The organism is Enterobacter vonholyi (assembly GCF_008364555.1).
Lineage (GTDB): Bacteria > Pseudomonadota > Gammaproteobacteria > Enterobacterales > Enterobacteriaceae > Enterobacter > Enterobacter vonholyi.
Genome location: NZ_VTUC01000003.1, coordinates 205837 through 223868, shown reverse-complemented (window position 1 = coordinate 223868; position 18032 = coordinate 205837). Strand labels below are relative to the sequence as shown.

The 18032-nt window shown below is 56.9% G+C and carries 17 protein-coding genes; 2 read left to right on the top strand and 15 right to left on the bottom strand.

What is annotated here, in order from left to right; all coding sequences use genetic code 11:
- Nucleotides 1–16 precede the first annotated feature (16 nt).
- The 12 genes from hisJ to pdxB all read right to left on the bottom strand — a co-directional run bounded on the left by hisJ (nt 17) and on the right by pdxB (nt 11768).
- The gene (gene hisJ / locus F0319_RS05515; protein WP_023336423.1) at nt 17–799 is read right to left on the bottom strand and encodes a histidine ABC transporter substrate-binding protein HisJ; all 783 of its coding nucleotides are present in this window, start codon (nt 797–799) and stop codon (nt 17–19) included.
- Nucleotides 800–1025: 226 nt separating this feature from the next.
- Nucleotides 1026–1808, bottom strand: coding sequence for a lysine/arginine/ornithine ABC transporter substrate-binding protein ArgT (argT, locus tag F0319_RS05510; protein ID WP_023616063.1), 783 nt, complete (start codon nt 1806–1808; stop codon nt 1026–1028).
- A gap of 291 nt (nt 1809–2099) precedes the next feature.
- Nucleotides 2100–2669: a UbiX family flavin prenyltransferase gene (locus F0319_RS05505; RefSeq protein WP_149366434.1), complete on the bottom strand. Its 570-nt coding sequence runs from the start codon at nt 2667–2669 to the stop codon at nt 2100–2102.
- Nucleotides 2670–2758: 89 nt separating this feature from the next.
- Nucleotides 2759–4276, bottom strand: coding sequence for an amidophosphoribosyltransferase (purF, locus tag F0319_RS05500; RefSeq protein WP_021241570.1), 1518 nt, complete (start codon nt 4274–4276; stop codon nt 2759–2761).
- 33 nt (nt 4277–4309) lie between these two features.
- Nucleotides 4310–4798 (bottom strand): colicin V production protein, encoded by a 489-nt coding sequence (cvpA, locus tag F0319_RS05495; protein ID WP_000262116.1) that lies wholly within the window; start codon nt 4796–4798, stop codon nt 4310–4312.
- 165 nt (nt 4799–4963) lie between these two features.
- Nucleotides 4964–5662 carry a cell division protein DedD gene (gene dedD / locus F0319_RS05490; RefSeq protein ID WP_149366433.1) on the bottom strand — a complete coding sequence of 233 codons (699 nt, stop codon included), beginning with the start codon at nt 5660–5662 and terminating at the stop codon, nt 4964–4966.
- Entirely contained in the window at nt 5652–6920 is a 1269-nt protein-coding gene (gene folC / locus F0319_RS05485; protein ID WP_149366432.1) for a bifunctional tetrahydrofolate synthase/dihydrofolate synthase, read from the bottom strand. Before folC ends, dedD begins: the two co-directional genes overlap by 11 nt.
- Nucleotides 6921–6990: 70 nt before the next feature.
- Nucleotides 6991–7896 carry an acetyl-CoA carboxylase, carboxyltransferase subunit beta gene (accD, locus tag F0319_RS05480; protein ID WP_111965256.1) on the bottom strand — a complete coding sequence of 302 codons (906 nt, stop codon included), beginning with the start codon at nt 7894–7896 and terminating at the stop codon, nt 6991–6993.
- A gap of 154 nt (nt 7897–8050) precedes the next feature.
- Nucleotides 8051–8710 (bottom strand): DedA family protein, encoded by a 660-nt coding sequence (locus F0319_RS05475; protein WP_008502599.1) that lies wholly within the window; start codon nt 8708–8710, stop codon nt 8051–8053.
- Nucleotides 8711–8738: 28 nt separating this feature from the next.
- A complete protein-coding gene (truA, locus tag F0319_RS05470) occupies nt 8739–9551 on the bottom strand; it encodes a tRNA pseudouridine(38-40) synthase TruA (RefSeq protein ID WP_115875908.1) in 813 nt (270 codons plus the stop codon).
- Nucleotides 9551–10564: an aspartate-semialdehyde dehydrogenase gene (locus F0319_RS05465; protein WP_024908943.1), complete on the bottom strand. Its 1014-nt coding sequence runs from the start codon at nt 10562–10564 to the stop codon at nt 9551–9553. The genes truA and F0319_RS05465 overlap by 1 nt, the downstream gene beginning before the upstream one ends.
- Nucleotides 10565–10631: 67 nt before the next feature.
- Nucleotides 10632–11768 carry a 4-phosphoerythronate dehydrogenase PdxB gene (pdxB, locus tag F0319_RS05460; RefSeq protein ID WP_149366431.1) on the bottom strand — a complete coding sequence of 379 codons (1137 nt, stop codon included), beginning with the start codon at nt 11766–11768 and terminating at the stop codon, nt 10632–10634.
- A 113-nt stretch (nt 11769–11881) separates the two neighbouring features.
- On the opposite strand from pdxB, the gene flk reads away from it, so the two are divergent.
- The gene (flk, locus tag F0319_RS05455) at nt 11882–12886 is read left to right on the top strand and encodes a flagella biosynthesis regulator Flk (RefSeq protein WP_111965252.1); all 1005 of its coding nucleotides are present in this window, start codon (nt 11882–11884) and stop codon (nt 12884–12886) included.
- A 42-nt stretch (nt 12887–12928) separates the two neighbouring features.
- On the opposite strand, the gene F0319_RS05450 is transcribed toward flk, so the two are convergent.
- Together F0319_RS05450 and fabB are read right to left on the bottom strand one after the other, a co-directional pair.
- Nucleotides 12929–14107, bottom strand: a complete 1179-nt coding sequence (locus tag F0319_RS05450; protein ID WP_111965251.1) for an MFS transporter — start codon at nt 14105–14107, stop codon at nt 12929–12931.
- Nucleotides 14108–14314: 207 nt separating this feature from the next.
- Nucleotides 14315–15532: a beta-ketoacyl-ACP synthase I gene (gene fabB / locus F0319_RS05445; RefSeq protein ID WP_014832795.1), complete on the bottom strand. Its 1218-nt coding sequence runs from the start codon at nt 15530–15532 to the stop codon at nt 14315–14317.
- 158 nt (nt 15533–15690) lie between these two features.
- On the opposite strand from fabB, the gene mnmC reads away from it, so the two are divergent.
- Nucleotides 15691–17688, top strand: coding sequence for a bifunctional tRNA (5-methylaminomethyl-2-thiouridine)(34)-methyltransferase MnmC2/FAD-dependent 5-carboxymethylaminomethyl-2-thiouridine(34) oxidoreductase MnmC1 (gene mnmC / locus F0319_RS05440; RefSeq protein ID WP_149366430.1), 1998 nt, complete (start codon nt 15691–15693; stop codon nt 17686–17688).
- A gap of 58 nt (nt 17689–17746) precedes the next feature.
- On the opposite strand, the gene F0319_RS05435 is transcribed toward mnmC, so the two are convergent.
- Entirely contained in the window at nt 17747–18025 is a 279-nt protein-coding gene (locus tag F0319_RS05435; protein ID WP_048029667.1) for a YfcL family protein, read from the bottom strand.
- Nucleotides 18026–18032: the final 7 nt, after the last annotated feature.

Sequence of the window (18032 nt, the reverse complement as noted above, 5' to 3'; positions counted from 1 at the left end):
TTATTTGACGGGGCGATTAGCCGCCGTAAACATTAAAATCAAAGTACTTTTTCGCCAGCTTGTCGTAGGTACCGTCAGCACGCATTTCAGCGAACGCTTTGTTCAGCGCCTCACGCAGCTCGTTGTCTTCTTTGCGCAGGCCCATACCGGTGCCCACACCAAACAACTTCACGTCCTTAATGGACGGGCCGCCAAACTTGTAATCTTTACCCACCGGCGTTTTCAGGAAGCCTTCGCTTGCCGCGACTTCGTCCTGGAATGCCGCATCAATTCGGCCTGCCGTCAGGTCAGCGTAGATATTTTCCTGGCCCTGATAGGAGACGATTTCAATCCCCTTCGGCGCCCAGTGTTCGTTGCCGTAGGTTTCCTGCGTGGTGCCCTGCAGCACGCCGACGCGTTTGCCTTTTAGCGACTCCAGCGTTGGCTGAATGTCAGAAGCTTTAGCTACCACCAGACGTGAATCGGCCGCATAGAGTTTGTCGGTGAAGGCAATCTCCTGCTGGCGTTTTTCGGTGATGGAGAGCGAGGACATGATTACGTCGATTTTTTTCGCTTTCAGGGACGGGATCAGCGCATCCAGCGGGTTCTCAACGTAGGTACACTGTGCTTTGATGCGTTTGCACAGCTCGTTGGCCAGATCGATGTCAAAACCGACCAGTTCACCCTTTGAATTCTTCGATTCGAACGGCGCATAGGTTGGATCGGTACCAATTCGGATTTTCTGCGGAATGGCTGCGAATGCCGCGGTGGCGCTGGAAAAGGCCAGTACCAGAGATAGTGACAACACGAGTTTTTTCATATTTATCCTCAACAAACTGTCTTCATACGGGATTTTTACGACGACGGGGTGGTGCTAATGTGCCATTAATCCCCTCTGCCAGGCAAAGACTAATGCCCTTCAGGCGGGAATTTTTGCATTATAAATGCGTAAGTATGCACAAAGCGATCCAATACAGTGCATTTAACGCACTGTATTGGGTCAACCGCTCCCGCAACGCACCTCTCCGGTGCGTTACCGCCAGGTGTTATTCACCGTATACGTTGAAGTCGAAGTATTTCTTCGCCAGTTTGTCGTAAGTACCGTCTTTACGCAGCTCTGCAAAGGCTTTGTCGAAGGCGGCTTTCAGCTCGGTATCATCCTTACGCAGGCCAATACCGGTGCCGTCACCAAAATACTTTTTGTCTTTTACAGACGGGCCAGCAAACGCGAATTCTTTGCCCGCAGGCTGCTTCAGGAAGCCTTCACTCGCGGCGACTTCATCCTGGAATGCAGCATCCAGACGGCCTGCCGCCAGGTCAGAGTAAATCAGATCCTGGTTCTGGTAAGCCACCACGTCTACGCCCTTCTCACGCCAGTTAGCATTGGCATAGCCTTCCTGCGTCGAGCCCTGAAGCACGCCGACGTGTTTGCCCTTCAGAGAGTCTATGGTGGGCTTAATCGGGGAGCCTTTCGGCGCAATCAGGCGAGAATCCGCGGCGTAGAGCTTGTCAGAGAAGGCAATCTCCTGCTGACGTTTTTCGGTGATGGAGAGAGAAGAGATAATGGCGTCAATTTTCTTGGCTTTCAGCGACGGGATTAACGCGTCGAAGTCGCTGCCCACCCATGTGCATTTCACCGCAATGCGCTTGCACATTTCATTACCCAGATCGATATCAAACCCCACGAAATCGCCTTTCGCATCCTTGGAAGAGAATGGCGCGTAGGTTGCGTCTGTACCGATACGAACCGTCTGTGGAAGCGCTGCGTAGCTACCTGCTGCCGCACTTAACCCCACGAGCAAAGACAGAGCCAGAACCGTCTTCTTCATACATTTACCCTCAAGTACCGTGATTTTATTATGTATTGTGTTGTGTGTTGTGTTGCAGGCTTCATCTTGCAGGTCTTATGCCACATTGCCGTCTGGTCAAAACTTCGACGTTAAATATGTTAATAAAACGTTGCGATATTGCCTTAATGGTGAAAGATAGCAGGTCTGCCGAACGAACCGGAAAGAGAAAAAGGGAAAAAACGAATTAAATGTCGAGGATATGATCGCCGTTGCATAATTGCCCTGAAACAGGGCAACTTGTCTTTTCATGCACCTGGTTTGTGCTCAGATTTAGGCACCCTGCCAGCGGCTGAAGAGATCTTCGGGCAGGTCGATGTCAAACTGATCCAGCACGCGGTTAACGGTCTGATTAATCACGTCATCCAGCGAGGTCGGGCGATGATAGAACGCGGGTACCGGCGGCATGATGACAGCGCCCAGCTCCGCAGCCTGCGTCATTAAGCGCAGATGGCCCAGGTGCAGCGGCGTTTCCCGCACGCAGAGCACAAGAGGGCGACGCTCCTTCAGCACCACATCAGCCGCGCGCGTTACCAGGGTGTCGGTATAGCTGTTCACAATGCCGGAGAGCGTTTTAATTGAACAGGGCAGGATAACCATGCCGGCCGTTTTAAACGAGCCCGAGGAGATGCTGGCGGCGATATCACGGGCATCGTGAACCACGTCCGCCAGTGCCTGAACATCGCGCAGGGAGAGATCGGTTTCCAGAGAGAGGGTCTGCCGCGCCGCCTGGCTCATCACCAGATGGGTTTCGACGTCCGCCACGCTACGCAGAACCTGTAACAAACGTACGCCGTAAATCGCGCCGCTGGCGCCGCTGAGCCCAACAATGAGTCGTTTCATGATTTTCGCCCTTACTGATTTCAGGGCAGACTGTGCAGGATTTTGCGGGGAGTTGCAAGTGAGGGCATTCGCCCTCACTTGCCGGAGCATCAACCTTCGTTGTGCATCTCTAAGCTTTCGAGATCGTTCTGCAGCTGGACGGCTTTGGCGTCGTCGTTGCGCAGTGAATCAAGATAGTCGAGGTACTGCTGGTCAACGTCTTTGGTCACGTAAATACCGTTAAACACGGAGCATTCAAACTGCTGAATTTCCGGATTCTCGGCACGCACCGCGTCGATAAGATCGTTCAGATCCTGGAAAATCAGGCCGTCGGCACCGATGATCTGACGAATTTCATCCACTTCACGACCGTGAGCGATCAGCTCGTTGGCGGTTGGCATATCAATACCATACACGTTCGGGAAGCGAATCTCCGGCGCAGCAGAGGCCAGGTAGACTTTCTTCGCACCCGCTTCACGCGCCATCTCGATAATCTGCTCAGAGGTGGTGCCGCGAACGATGGAGTCATCCACCAGCAGAACGTTCTTGTCGCGGAACTCCGCGCGGTTGGCGTTCAGCTTGCGGCGCACGGACTTACGGCGCAGATGCTGCCCCGGCATGATAAACGTGCGGCCAACGTAGCGGTTCTTCACGAAGCCCTGACGGTATGGCTTATCCAGAATGCGGGCGATCTCCAGCGCGATATCGCAGGAGGTTTCCGGGATAGGAATAACCACGTCGATGTCGAGATCATCCCACTCGCGGGCAATCTTCTCGCCCAGCTTGGTGCCCATGTTGACGCGCGCGCTGTAGACGGAAATCTTGTCGATGAAGGAATCCGGACGGGCAAAGTAAACGTATTCAAACAGGCACGGGTTACTGACCGGGTTATCGGCACACTGGCGGGTAAACAGCTGCCCCTTCTCGGTGATGTAGACCGCTTCGCCCGGCGCAACGTCGCGCAGGAATTCGAAGCCCAGGGTATCCAGCGCCACGCTTTCAGAGGCAACCATATATTCAGTACGGCCATCGCCAAGGTCGCGCTTACCGAGCACCAGCGGACGAATGCCGTTTGGATCGCGGAAGGCGACCATACCGTGACCGATGATCATCGCAACGCAGGCGTACGCGCCGCGGATCTGACGGTTTGTCGCGGCAATCGCGGCAAAGATGTTGTCTGCTTCCAGCGGATAGTGACGGAAGTTATCCAGCTCGCTGGCGAACACATTGAGCAGGATTTCAGAATCAGAGGTGGTGTTAATGTGGCGACGTTTCTCTTCGAACAGCTTTTTACGCAGCTCATGTGCGTTCGTCAGGTTGCCGTTATGGGCAAGGGTGATGCCGTACGGTGAGTTGACGTAGAAAGGCTGTGCCTCGGAGGCGCTGGAACTGCCAGCAGTAGGATAACGAACGTGACCGATCCCCATATTACCTTGCAGACGCTGCATATGGCGGGCTTCAAACACATCGTTTACCAGGCCATTCGCCTTGCGTAAACGGAAGCAGTTGTTTGCATCAATGGTGATGATACCCGCAGCATCCTGCCCACGGTGCTGAAGCACCGTTAACGCGTCATAAATCGACTGGTTTACCGGCATGAAACCGGCGATACCGACAATACCGCACATTCGTCTTTTCCTCGTTAAGCCACATCTCAGGGTTTATGCCCTGGGCAAAAAACTCGACGAGCTTTGCAGATAGTCAAAGAACCATCTGATGATGAAGCTGAACTCTGGAATGAGCTGCGATTTCTGCCAGTCTTCGCTTTTGGAGAACCCGGTGAAGGTATCCAGGAAGAACAGGATCGCGGCCACAATCAGCACGCCTCGCAACGCTCCGAAACAGATCCCGAGCACCCTGTCCGTTCCTGACAGACCGGTTTTCTCGACCAGCTGACCTATCACGTAATTCACGATAGCGCCGACAATCAGCGTTGCGATAAACAGCACCGCGATGGCAATTCCGTTTCGGACCAGTTCATCTTCAAAGCCCGTGAACCAGACAGACAGGTAAGTGTAGTAATGACTGGCGACAAAGAAAGCACAACCCCAAGTCACCAGCGATAACGCTTCACGAACAAAGCCACGGATCAGGCTAACCAGACAGGAAAAACCAATCACCGCAATGATGGCGTAATCAATCCAGACCATATGTGTCCCACGATTTAACGCCCTGTCATCCAGTTCGGGGCGAATTCTAACAGAAAAAGAAAACGTTTGCGTAGGGATTTCCTTCCCGCGCGTAAATAAAAAAGGCGCTGAAAAAATGTTCAACGCCGGGGCCTATCGCCTCTCTCTTAAAGGAGCAGGTCGTACTTAGTTTGCGCTGTAGCCCATCACCACACCGCTCAGGCCGGAGATCTGCTTCAGCTCACCCAGCGACCCTTTAAGCTTGTCTTTAGACGCTTCTGGCCCCACGAGGATACGGGTAATTTTACCCTGCACCGGCGTGGAAGGTGAAGTGTAAACACGATATCCCGCACTGCGCAGTTTGCTTACGACCTCGTTGACTTTATCGGCATTTTTCAGCGCACCGAGCTGCACCACGTAGGCTTTACCCGTTGGGGCAGCAGCGTCCTGCTGCGCCGGTTTTGCTGGCGGTGGGGGTTCTGACGCCGCGGCGAGCTGTTCTGCCGTTTTATCCCGCTGCGGTTTCGGCTGCGGCTTCTCAACCGGCTTCGGTTTTTCAACTGGTTTAGGCTGCTCTACCGGCACCGGATCGATATCGCTGCTGCTCGCTGCCGCCAGGCGAGACGGATCGAGCGAAGGTGCTGCTGCATCGCCCGCGCGCACCTCTTCCGCCGCCCCTTCCGGTGGCTGAGCAGGGAGCGCCTGCGTCGCCGCGGGCAGCATATCCGGCTCATCGCGGTCACCCGGTTTAGGCACCAGCGGAATAGCGGCAAACTCATCCTGATAATGCTTTTTCTGCCCGTCGAGCAGCCCGGGAAGAATAATCACCCCGAGCGCGACCAGCACAATGGTTCCTGTTAAACGGTTCTGAAACTTACTCGCCACCGGTTCTCCCCGCGTCCATCACTTCCATGACATGTGCCACCGTGTGGAATGAACCACACACCAGCACGGTATCTTCTGGTTTAGCATCCGCCATCGCGGCATGCCAGGCCTGAGCCACGCTACTGTAGATTGCGCCTTTGCCGAGATGTTCCATCAGCTGCTCGGCCGTCGCGCCGCGCGGCCCTTCCAGAGGAGCACAATACCAGCTATCGACCACACTCTCCATGCAGGCCAGCGTCCCGTCGATATCTTTATCATGAAGCATACCGATAACCGCCAGCACGCGCCCGGTTTTTGGTAACGATTTGAGACGTCCCGCGAGATACGCCGCCGCATGCGGGTTATGCGCCACGTCCAGAATCAGGCGCGGTGACTCGCTGACAATCTGGAAACGCCCGGGCAAAATTGCGCTCTGAATGCCGTCGCGAATTGCCTGCTCGCTCACCACCAATCCGCTGGCGCGCAGTGCCGCCAACGCGGTGGCCGCGTTTGGCTGCGGGACCTGCGGCAGCGGCAAGTTATCCAGTGCCCCCTGAGCGTCGCTAAAGCGCCAGCCGTTGTCCTGAACCTCATACTGCCAGTCAACGCCGCGGCGCAGCAGCTGCGCGCCCTTCTCGTTTGCCACGTCAGCAATGGTGTGCGGCATATCCGGTTCGCCGACCACGGCGGGTTTATTTGCGCGGAAAATACCGGCCTTCTCGCGGCCAATGCTTTCACGATCCGGACCCAGCCAGTCGATATGATCCAGCGCGATGCTGGTAACCACCGCCACATCTGCATTCACGATATTGGTTGCATCAAGACGTCCGCCGAGGCCAACCTCAAGGATCACCACATCCAGCTGCGCCTGTTTAAACAGCCACAGGGCCGACAGGGTGCCGTATTCAAAATAGGTTAATGAGATCTCACCGCGCGCGGCTTCAATTTCTGCGAACGACGCCGTATGCGCGGATTCCGGCAGTTCGCGATTTTGCACGCGAACCCGCTCGGTGTAGCGGACCAGGTGTGGAGAGCTGTAAACGCCTACCGTGTAACCGGCCGCCATCAGGACGGACTCCAGCGTGCGGCAGGTCGTGCCTTTACCGTTGGTCCCTGCGACGGTGAACACGAAAGGTGCCGGTTTGAGCACATCAAGACGCGCGGCAACCTGGCTCACCCGTTCAAGCCCCATATCGATGGTTTTACTGTGCAGGTTTTCCAGATAAGAAAGCCACGCGGCCAGGGGCGACGTGGCTTGGGGAATGCTTTTATTTTCCATAATGCCCGGTTGTCATTAACAGATTAGAAAGCAAAAGGGCAGCGCCAACCGGCCCTACCCTTTTCAGTTATCAGGCCTCGGGTTCCTGATCCGGTACCACCACGCCTTCGCGCGGCTCATCCGGGTTTGGCGCTGGCAGATTCATCAGCTTCGCCAGGATGCTCGCCAGCTTCAGGCGCATTTCCGGACGGCGGACGATCATATCGATGGCGCCTTTCTCGATGAGGAACTCACTGCGCTGGAAGCCCGGCGGCAGTTTTTCACGAACGGTCTGCTCGATAACGCGAGGACCCGCAAAGCCGATCAGCGCTTTTGGCTCAGCGACGTTCAGGTCGCCCAGCATCGCGAAGCTCGCGGAGACGCCGCCCATGGTTGGGTCGGTCAGCACGGAGATGTACGGCAGACCGCGCTCCTGCATCTTCGCCAGCGCTGCAGAGGTTTTAGCCATCTGCATCAGGGACATCAGCGCTTCCTGCATACGTGCACCGCCGGAGGCAGAGAAACAGATCAGCGGACAGTTGTCTTCCAGCGCCTGCTCAACGGCACGCACGAAGCGCGCACCGACCACGGAGCCCATTGAGCCGCCCATAAAGGAGAACTCAAACGCAGCGGCAACAACCGGCATCCCATGCAGGGTGCCTTTCATGACGACCAGCGCGTCTTTCTCGCCGGTCTCTTTCTGTGCGGAGGCCAGACGATCTTTATATTTCTTGGAATCGCGGAACTTCAGCACGTCTTTTGGCTCAAGCTCGCTGCCCAGTTCTACCAGAGAACCTTCGTCCAGCAGGCTATGCAGGCGGTTGCGCGCCGACATACGCATATGGTGGTCACACTTCGGACACACCTCAAGGTTGCGTTCCAGCTCTGCGCGATACAGAACCTGACCGCAGCTATCACACTTCGTCCATACCCCTTCAGGAATGCTCGCTTTGCGCGTTGGGGTAATGTTGCTTTTAATTCGTTCAATCCAGCTCATTGATAACCTTTCTGCCTGAACCTGGTCGTATGCCAGTTTTGCTATAAGAGGCGAATAATGCCATTTTTGCCTCCAACAGACCATGAATGTTGCACATTAAAACATAACAGCCCGAAACTTTGGATAAAAAAGTGGTCGAACCGCCAGCGTGCATTTACTTCGCTTGTTTTGCCGCCGCACGTTTGTGACGAATAATTTCGATAACGCCAGGCAGTACGGAAAGCACAATAATCGCTACAATCAGTAACTTAAGGTTTTCCTGAACAACTGGGAGATCGCCAAACAGGTAACCCGCATAGGTAAACAGCAGTACCCACAGCAGCGCCCCCACGACGTTATACATGGCAAAATGACGATAGGACATATGTCCCATTCCCGCCACAAAGGGTGCAAATGTACGCACAATAGGCACAAAACGCGCAAGGATAATGGTTTTACCGCCATGGCGTTCATAAAACGCATGGGTTTTATCTAAATAGCTGCGACGGAAAATTTTCGAATCCGGATTGCTGAAAAGCCGCTCACCGAATACGCGACCAATCGTATAGTTGACCGCATCACCGACAATGGCGGCAATTACCATCAGCACAACCATAAGATGCACGTTCAGGTCATTGGTGGGTAACGCCGATAACGCCCCGGCAACGAACAGCAGTGAATCCCCTGGCAGGAATGGGGTAACGACCAGACCGGTTTCACAAAACAGAATGAGGAACAGAATGGCGTAAACCCAGACGCCGTACTGCGCGACCAGCTCCGCCAGGTGAACATCAATATGCAGAATGAAATCAATCAGAAAACGTATTACGTCCATATTGTCTAAGCCCTTATTGCACCTTTGTTTAGTCCGCTAAAAACAGCGGGCCCATTGGCGGTTTCGGCAGGTCAAATCGTTCCGGATAGTCTACTGAGACCAGATACAATCCTTCCGCTTTCGCCGTGGCTGCCGCAAGCGTTCTGTCCTTCGCTGCCAGCAGGTCTGCAATCCAGCTCTCCGGCTGGTGTCCGGCACCTACTTCCATCAGGCTGCCCACAATATTCCGAACCATATGATGTACAAAGGCATTGGCTTTGATATCCACCACCACATACGCGCCAAAACGGCTGACGTTGATGTGCATGACATTGCGCCACGGCGTACGGGATTGACACTGAACCGCACGAAACGAGGTAAAGTCATTTTCACCAATCAGACACTGCGCCGCGCGATGCATACGTTCTGCGTCGAGCGGTTCATAAAAATGCGTCACGCCCTGGCTTAACACAGCCGGACGCAGGCGCTGGTTGTAGATGACGTAGCGGTAACGGCGCGCCGTGGCGCTAAAGCGCGCGTGAAAATCATCCGGCACAGCTTTCACCCAGCGCACCGCAATGTCACCAGGTAAATTCGCATTTACACCCAGCGTCCAGGCGGCATCCTTACGCACGGCGGTGGTTTCAAAGTGAACCACCTGCCCCGTGCCGTGAACGCCGGCATCCGTACGGCCTGCGCACAGGACGTTAATCGGCTCGTTTGCCACCTGAGAGAGCGCTTTCTCCAGCTTCTCCTGAACGCTGCGCACCTCATTCTGACGCTGCCAGCCATAATATTTACTGCCATCGTACTCAATACCGAGGGCAATTTTATGAACCGGCTTTTGTTCCACGTCTGACATCAGTACAGGTACTCCTGCACCAGTTTTTCAGCGATCTTGACCGCCATCAGCGCGCCGCCGAAACGAACGTTGTCGGCAACGGACCAGAACTGGACCTGCTCCGGCATACCGTAGTCGTTACGCACGCAGCCAACGGAAAGATGCGCGCTACCGGTAGCATCGCCCACCTGGGTCGGGAACTCGCTCTCTTCAGAGAGGACGATGTCTTCCCCGCGGCCAAACGCATCGCGCGCCTCTTCTGCCGCCAGCGGACGCAGCGCTTCAAAGCCGACCATCTGCGCATGACCGTAGAAGACCGGGGACTGTACGACGTTTGCGGAGATCATCAGGCCATCGTCCTGCAGAATTTTACGCACCTCATCGACGATACGGCGCTCTTCGCGCACGGAGCCCTCGCGATCCGGCAATAGCGGCAGCATGTTGAACGCCAGCTGGCGGCCAAAGAAATCATCTTCATCAATCGGAATGCCGTTCAGCAGCTTCGCGCTCTGCCCGGCCAGCGCGTCAACGGCCTTTTTGCCGTTTGCGGACGCCGACAGCAGGCTGGTGACGGTAATGCGCGACAGGCCGCCGTCGTCGATTAGCGGTTTCAGTGCAGTCAGCAGCTGGCTGGTCAGGCTGTTCGGCACCGCAATGACGTTACGGTTGCGGTAGTCAGCCAGCACAAACGGGTTCACGTCCGGCACCACCAGCGGCACATCCGGCTCCATGGAGAACAGGCCGCTCAGGTCAATCACCAGGCAGCCTGCGTTGGTCGCCTCTTCAACGTACGCCGCAGTGGCTTCAGCACCTGCAGCGAAAAACGCCAGCTGCGCCTGCGTCCAGTCGAACGCCGCCGCATCCTGAACCATGACGGATTTACTGTTAAAACGCAGATGCTCACCCGCGCTATCGGTACGCGCCAGCGCATAGATATCGCCCACCGGGAACTGACGCTCAGCAAGCGTTTCGAGCAGGGCTTCGCCCACGGCACCCGTGGCACCTAAAATGGCAATGTTCCAGCCTTCAGACATGGTGGTTTACTCCAGAAATAAAAAAGCGTCCCTGTCGGAGTATCCGACAGGGAGCATTAAGAAGACATTAATGCGCCGGGTGATGAACGGCGTTAAACCCCAGCTTGTGCAGCAGCATCGCCGCCGGGGCGTCGTCGCACATCACATACAGGGAAGACCACTCGCGGCGCTCAACGTAGTTCTTGCGCAGCTTATCAAACTCGCCCGGGATCCCCGCCACTTTACGCAGCAGCGCATCATCGCGGCGCACATCATACACCAAATGCACCAGCCTTTTCAGCGTTGCCTGATCGAGCGGGCCGTGGAGAGTAATGCGGCCAAATTCAGGCGCGGGGAGTAAGGTATCCAGCGCCACCTGCTGCGGATGGCCGATAAACGCGCTGTAGGCCTCGAAGACCTGCGTCGTGCCGCGGGCTTTCCCTTCAAGGGTATAACCGGCGATATGCGCGGTGCCCACGTCCACCTTGTTAAGCAGCTCAACGTTGAGGTCCGGCTCCGGCTCCCAGACGTCCAGCACCACGCGGAGGTCTTGTCCTTCGTTCAGACACGTCAGCAGCGCGGCGTTATCGACTACCGGACCACGACAGGCATTTATCAGAATAGTGCCAGCCTTCAGACGGCGAATGAGCGCCTCATCGGCAAGATGCAGCGACTTATACGGACCCTCTTTAAACAGCGGCGTGTGGAACGTCAGCACGTCACACTGTTCAACCAGCTCGTCCAGCGAGCGGAAATCCCCGTCCTCGCCGTTGTCTTTGCGCGGCGGATCGCACAGCAGAGTGCGGATCCCTAACGCTTCAAGGCGCTTTTGCAGGCGCCCGCCGACGTTACCCACGCCGACAATCCCCACGGTGCGGTCTTTCAGCGCAAAACCGTCGCGCTCGGCCAGCATCAGCAGAGAGGAGAAAACGTATTCCACGACGGCAATGGCGTTGCAGCCCGGTGCGGCGGAAAAACCGATTCCGGCCTGCTTCAGCCATTTATCATCCACATGATCGGTCCCTGCCGTTGCGGTCCCAACGAACTTAATCGCCTTACCGGCGAGCAACGCCTCATTTACCTTGGTCACCGAGCGCACCATCAGGGCGTCGGCATCGTCCAGTTCGTTGACCGGGATCGGGCGACCAGGAACAGCCTTAACGTTACCCAGGCGGCTAAACAGCTCACTGGCGTAAGGCATATTTTCATCAACGAGGATTTTCACGTCTGAGTACCTGTTTGAGAGGAAGAAAACCTGCCAAGTGTGCCATAATCTGGCCGCCAGGCATATACGTCTGCCAGGTTTACGCTGAGTTTTGACTTTAAGGATTTTTGACGATGCAGCCCATTTCAGGTACGCCGCCACGCCCTCCGGGTGAAGGCCCGGTCACGCCAAACGTTGCCGGTGAACAACCGCTATCCACGCAACAGCGCACCGTGCTGGAGCGACTGATCACGCGCCTGATTGCGCTGACTTCGCAGCAAAACGCGGAAGTCTGGGCCGGGGTGAAGCATGATTTAGGCGTGAGGAACGACGCACCGCTGCAGTCGCGCCATTTCCCGGCGGCCGAACAAAATCTGAACCAGCGTATTACGACCGCGCAGCAGAACCACACCACGCGCCAGATTGTTTCTCAGCTGACGGAGCTGCTGGGCCAGGGAAATAATCGCCAGGCGGTGAGTGATTTTATTCGCCAGCAGTATGGTCAGACCGCGCTGGGCCAGCTGACGCCCGACCAGCTCAAAACCGTGCTGACCCTGCTGCAGAATAACGAGCTGTCTATTCCGCAGCCACAGGTGCGCCCGGCGACCGAGCGTCCTCTGCTGCCCGCCGAGCACAATACGCTCAAGCAGATGGTGACGAAGCTGGCAGCGGCCACCGGTGAACCAACGAAGCTTATCTGGCAATCCATGCTGGAACTGTCCGGCGTGAAGGCGGGTGAGTTAATCCCAGCCAAACAGTTTACTCATCTGGTGACCTGGCTTCAGGCGCGCCAGACGCTCAGCACCCAGAGCGCCCCTACCCTGCATACCGTCCAGGCCGCGCTGAAACAGCCGCTTGAGCCGCACGAGTTCGAGGTGATTCGGGAATACGCTCAGCAAAACTGGCAGGCCACGCCGCAGACGGTACTGACCACCGCGCAGGTGCAGGATCTGCTCAACCAGATCTTCGTTCGCCGCGCAGAGCGTGAAGGCGGCGTGCCGGAGGTGAGAAACATTCAGCCGATCTACAGCCCGCTGTTTGCGCCGGTCGTGGAAACCTTCAGAACGCTCTCCGCGCGTCCGGGATTGATGTTTATTGCGCTACTGATTGCACTGGCGATTTTCTGGCTGGTTGTCTGAGGTTTGGCCCGGTGGCGCTGCGCTTACCGGGCCTACAACGGCTCAAGTCCTGCGAAACGCCACCAGCGTGACCACAATCCCAACCACCGCGGAAACCGCACCTGCCAGGAAGACGGACGGATAGCCAAACGAGGTGGCTAACACCCCGGCCAGCGGCCCGGTTACCCCGTATGAGATATCCTGAAACGCCGCATAGCCGCCCAGCGCCGTACCGCGTACCTGCGGGGCCACGCGCTTCACCACTTCAACACCCAGCGCCGGGAAGATCAGTGAACAGCCGCAGCCGGTCAGCGCCGCACCAAACAACGCAACGGAAGCCACGGGAGCATTCCACAGCAGCAGCAGACCGATGGTCTCAATCACCAGCGACGCCACCGCCACCTTCACGCCGCCAAAGCGATCCGGCATCCAGCCGAAGAAGACGCGCATTAGTACAAACGCGCCGCCAAAAGCGGTGAGCGTAAAACCGGCCATCGCCCAGCCACGGCTCATAAAATAGAGCGAAACGAACGTCCCAATCACCGCAAAACCCACGCCCTGCAGCGCCAGGCCAAGACCCGGCTGCCAGATTTGGCCTACCACGCTCCACAGGGAAGGTCGCTCGCCTTTGTGCGCGGGCACCTTACGCACCGAGCCGTTAAACGCCCACGCCAGCAGAGGTAAAACCATGGTGGTTGCGGCCAATGCCGCAAATCCAAACTGGCTATTGATAAGCAGCCCAAGCGGCGCACCGGCAGCCAGCGCGCCATAGATGGCCATACCGTTCCAGGACATCACCTTACCGGAACGAGCAGGCCCCACCAGCCCCATTCCCCAGGTCAGGGTGCCGGTCAGCAGCTGGCTTTCACCGAAGCCCAGGATTAAACGGCCCAGCACCAGCAGCGCAAATTTATACGCGGCATCGACCGGCAGTAGAGCCGCCAGCAGCCAAGCGCCGCCCGCCAGCCCGCAGGCAAACATGCCCTGCAGCGCCGAGCGCTTGGCACCGTGCTGATCCGCCAGACGTCCGGCGTAACCGCGGGTTAATACCGTGGCTAAAAACTGAATGCCCACGGCAATGCCGACCATGGTGTTGCCATAGCCCAGTTCCTGATGAACGAAAAGCGGGATCACCGGCAGCGGCAGGCCAACGGTCATATAGGTCAGGAATACCGCAAAGGCGATACGGAACAGCGAGACGTTCGCTGAAGGGGTTGTTTCTGTTTGAGTTACTGCAGTCATGCTTTACTCCGAAATGAAGAGTAAGGCGGGAAAATGCCACGCCCCCTCTACCTGGTTATCAGGATTAAGGCGCGTTGGTTGACGTTAAACGCTTACGCATTATCGTGAGGATAATGTTGAGGGGTGAAGTTTGCCTGTGAGATCAGCCGCTTGTCAATGCATAAAAAAGGGAGCCTTATGGCTCCCTTTCGGAATCAAACTTAAAGCTTATGCTTTCAGCTTACGCATAACCAGCGTGGCGTTGGTGCCACCGAAGCCGAAGCTGTTTGACATGACGGTAGTCAGCGTCGCTTCCGTTGGTTTGGTCACGATGTTCAGGCCGGCAGCCTGCTCGTCCATCTCTTCAATGTTGATGCTTGGCGCGATAAAGCCGTTTTCCAGCATCAGCAGAGAGTAGATCGCTTCCTGCACGCCAGCCGCACCCAGAGAGTGACCGGTCATGGCTTTAGTCGCGGAGATCGCCGGGCTGTTGTCGCCGAAGACTTCACGGATCGCACCCAGCTCTTTCACGTCGCCTACAGGAGTAGAGGTACCGTGGGAGTTCAGGTAGTCGATTGGGGTGTCAACGCCGTGCATCGCCATCTTCATGCAGCGCACCGCGCCTTCGCCGGATGGCGCAACCATGTCGGCACCGTCAGACGTCGCACCGTAGCCAACGATTTCAGCGTAGATGTGCGCGCCACGTGCCAGGGCGTGCTCCAGTTCTTCAACCACAACCATACCGCCGCCGCCCGCGATGACGAAACCGTCACGGTGCGCATCATAGGTACGGGAGGCTTTATCCGGGGTTTCATTGTACTTGGTGGACAGTGCGCCCATCGCGTCGAATTCACAGGCCATTTCCCAGCCCAGCTCTTCGCCGCCGCCAGCAAATACGATGTCCTGTTTACCCAGCTGGATCTGCTCAACAGCGTTACCGATACAGTGTGCGGAGGTCGCACACGCGGAGCTGATGGAGTAGTTCACACCGTGGATTTTGAACGGGGTCGCCAGGCACGCGGAAACCGCAGAACCCATGGCTTTAGTAACCACGTACGGACCTACCGCTTTCAGACCACGCGGGCTACGCATTGCGTCAGCACCGAATACCTGCGCTTTAGATGAGCCGCCGGAACCGGCAATCAGACCCACGCGCGGGTTGTTCTGATAAACCTCTTCGCTCAGGCCGGAATCTTTGATCGCTTCCTGCATGGAGAGATAAGCATAAATAGAGGCATCGTTCATGAAACGAACCACTTTGCGGTCGATCAAACCGGTGGTGTCCAGTTTGACGTTACCCCATACGTGGCTACGCATACCTGAATCTTTAAACTCTTCAGAGAAAGTGATCCCGGAGCGTCCTTCACGCAGAGATGCCAGGACTTCCTGCTGGTTATTACCGATGCTGGAAACAATGCCCAGGCCAGTAATCACTGCACGTTTCATTCAATACCTCTGTAAGTCGCACTATAGTAAGTTTCGAGTCGCACAATAGCGTACACTTGTACGCCGAACAAGTCCGATCAGACATTTTCTGCGGAAATTTGCACCGATGGACTCACATCGTTAAGATCGTGCCACTGCCTGTCAGACGAGTAACTTACGTGAAACAAAACGCTATACAACCCGCCAACCTCGAATTCAACGCTGAGGGTACACCTGTTTCCCGAGATTTTGATGACGTCTATTTTTCTAATGATAACGGACTCGAAGAAACTCGCTATGTTTTCCTCGATGGAAACCAGCTCAGCACCCGCTTCCCGGCGCACCCGCGGAGCCTGTTTGTGGTCGCGGAAAGTGGATTCGGCACCGGGCTGAATTTTTTAACCCTCTGGCAGGCGTTTAACCAGTTCCACGCTGCTTACCCCGAGGCTACGCTACAAAGATTACATTTCATCAGTTTCGAAAAATTCCCGCTCACCGCGCACGATCTGCGGCTTGCCCACCAGCGCTGGCCGGAGCTTGCGCCCTGGGCAGAACAGCTTCAGGCGCAGTGGCCGCCCCACATCGGCGGCTGTCATCGTCTGATGTTGGACGGTGGACGCGTCACGCTGGACTTATGGCTCGGCGACATCAACGACCTGACCGACAGGCTCGATGATTCGATGAATCAGAAGGTCGACGCGTGGTTCCTGGACGGTTTTGCCCCCGCCAAAAACCCGGACATGTGGAGCCAGCATCTGTTTAACGCGATGGCGCGGCTGGCGCGTCCTGACGCGACGCTTGCCACCTTCACCTCGGCAGGCTTTGTCCGCCGCGGACTGCAGGAGGCGGGCTTTACCATGCAGAAGACCAAAGGCTTTGGCCGCAAGCGCGACATGCTGGTCGGTAGGATGGAGCAGACGCTGGACATCCCCGCTCAGACGCCCTGGTTTGCGCGCCGCGCGAGCGCATCGCGCGACGTAGCGATCGTTGGCGGCGGGATCGCCAGCGCCCTGCTCTCGCTCGCCCTTCTCCAGCGCGGCTGGCAGGTCACGCTCTACTGTGCTGACGACGCGCCCGCCAGCGGCGCGTCCGGCAACCTTCAGGGGGCGCTCTATCCGCTTTTAAGCGCGCACGACCCGGCTCTGTTCCAGTTTTTCCCGGCAGCGTTTACCTTCGCTCGTCGCCTTTATGACGCGCTTCCGGTGGCCTTCGACCATGACTGGTGCGGCGTCACGCAGCTCGGCTGGGATGAGAAGAGCCAGCAGAAGATCGCGCAGATGCTGTCTCTGGGCCTGCCCGAAGAGATTGCCCGCGCGGTAAGTGCGCAAGAGGTGGAAGACACCTGTGGCGTGGAAACCGGGTGTGGGGGCATTCAGTATCCGCTCGGCGGCTGGCTGTGCCCGGCTGAACTGACCGCGGCGGTCATTACCCTGGCGCAGTCGCGCGGGCTGACGGTGCAGTATGCCTACAAGGTTGAATCGCTGAGCCGGACAGAATGCTGGGATCTGCGTTTTGCTAATGGCAAAGAGGCACGCCATGCCAGCGTTGTGCTGGCAAACGGACATCACATCAGCCAGTTTACCCAGACGGAGTCGTTGCCGGTTTATCCTGTTGGCGGCCAGGTAAGCCATATTCCCACCGCGCCTGAGCTCGGCAAACTGCGCCAGGTGCTGTGCTATGACGGCTATCTGACGCCGCAAAATCCGTCTAACGGCCATCACTGCATCGGGGCCAGCTATCATCGTGGCAAAACGGATAGGCGCTACAGCGAAGTGGATCAGGCGCAGAACCGCCAGCGTCTGATTGACTGCTTCCCGGATGCGGCGTGGGCGAAAGAAGTCGACGTCAGCGCCGCAGACGCGCGCTGCGGCGTGCGCTGCGCCACCCGCGATCATCTGCCGATGGCGGGCAATGTGCCGGACTATGAGGCAACGCTTGAGGTTTATCAGAACCTTGCTGATAACCGGGATAAAGCGGTGAGCGCTCCGTTTTATCCGGAACTGTATATACTCGGCGGGCTGGGTTCTCGCGGGCTGTGTTCTGCGCCGCTTCTGGCCGAAGTCTTAGCCTCGCAAATGAGCGGAGAGCCGATTCCGCTGGACAGAATTACGCTTGCGGGCCTGAATCCGAATCGATTGTGGGTGCGGAAACTGCTGAAGGGGAAGAAAATTAAATAGGGTGCGTTCCGGGGCCCTCACCCCGCCCCTCTCCCACAGGGAGAGGGTGGTGAAACACTTACTTCGCTTTTGCCTGCTGGAACAGGTTGTCCCACATGCCCAGCACCAGAGACTGGTCGCGCGGAGAGAGTTCCCCGGCCTGAATGGCTTTCTCCAGGCTGCGGGTCACTTCTTCGTGAACGGCGTCGGCAGAGTGATCGTCCCCCGCTTCAAGCTCGGCTACCGCGAGCGTCAGGTGACCACGCAGATAACCGCTGGCGAACAGCTCATCATCGCTGGCGTGTTCCACCATGTCATCAATTAACGCCAGAATGCGTGATTCAAATTCTGCGATCATCTTCTTT

Excerpts from the sequence above, each read along its gene's own strand:
- flk (WP_111965252.1), top strand. The coding sequence starts at position 11,882 with ATGCAGCCCATTTCAGGTACGCCGCCACGCCCTCCGGGTGAAGGCCCG.
- F0319_RS05505 (WP_149366434.1), bottom strand. The coding sequence starts at position 2,669 with ATGAAACGACTCATTGTTGGGCTCAGCGGCGCCAGCGGCGCGATTTAC.
- F0319_RS05475 (WP_008502599.1), bottom strand. The coding sequence starts at position 8,710 with ATGGACGTAATACGTTTTCTGATTGATTTCATTCTGCATATTGATGTT.
- fabB (WP_014832795.1), bottom strand. The coding sequence starts at position 15,532 with ATGAAACGTGCAGTGATTACTGGCCTGGGCATTGTTTCCAGCATCGGT.
- cvpA (WP_000262116.1), bottom strand. The coding sequence starts at position 4,798 with ATGGTCTGGATTGATTACGCCATCATTGCGGTGATTGGTTTTTCCTGT.
- F0319_RS05450 (WP_111965251.1), bottom strand. The coding sequence starts at position 14,107 with ATGACTGCAGTAACTCAAACAGAAACAACCCCTTCAGCGAACGTCTCG.
- accD (WP_111965256.1), bottom strand. The coding sequence starts at position 7,896 with ATGAGCTGGATTGAACGAATTAAAAGCAACATTACCCCAACGCGCAAA.
- purF (WP_021241570.1), bottom strand. The coding sequence starts at position 4,276 with ATGTGCGGTATTGTCGGTATCGCCGGTTTCATGCCGGTAAACCAGTCG.
- truA (WP_115875908.1), bottom strand. The coding sequence starts at position 9,551 with ATGTCAGACGTGGAACAAAAGCCGGTTCATAAAATTGCCCTCGGTATT.
- folC (WP_149366432.1), bottom strand. The coding sequence starts at position 6,920 with ATGGAAAATAAAAGCATTCCCCAAGCCACGTCGCCCCTGGCCGCGTGG.
- hisJ (WP_023336423.1), bottom strand. The coding sequence starts at position 799 with ATGAAAAAACTCGTGTTGTCACTATCTCTGGTACTGGCCTTTTCCAGC.
- F0319_RS05435 (WP_048029667.1), bottom strand. The coding sequence starts at position 18,025 with ATGATCGCAGAATTTGAATCACGCATTCTGGCGTTAATTGATGACATG.
- F0319_RS05465 (WP_024908943.1), bottom strand. The coding sequence starts at position 10,564 with ATGTCTGAAGGCTGGAACATTGCCATTTTAGGTGCCACGGGTGCCGTG.
- argT (WP_023616063.1), bottom strand. The coding sequence starts at position 1,808 with ATGAAGAAGACGGTTCTGGCTCTGTCTTTGCTCGTGGGGTTAAGTGCG.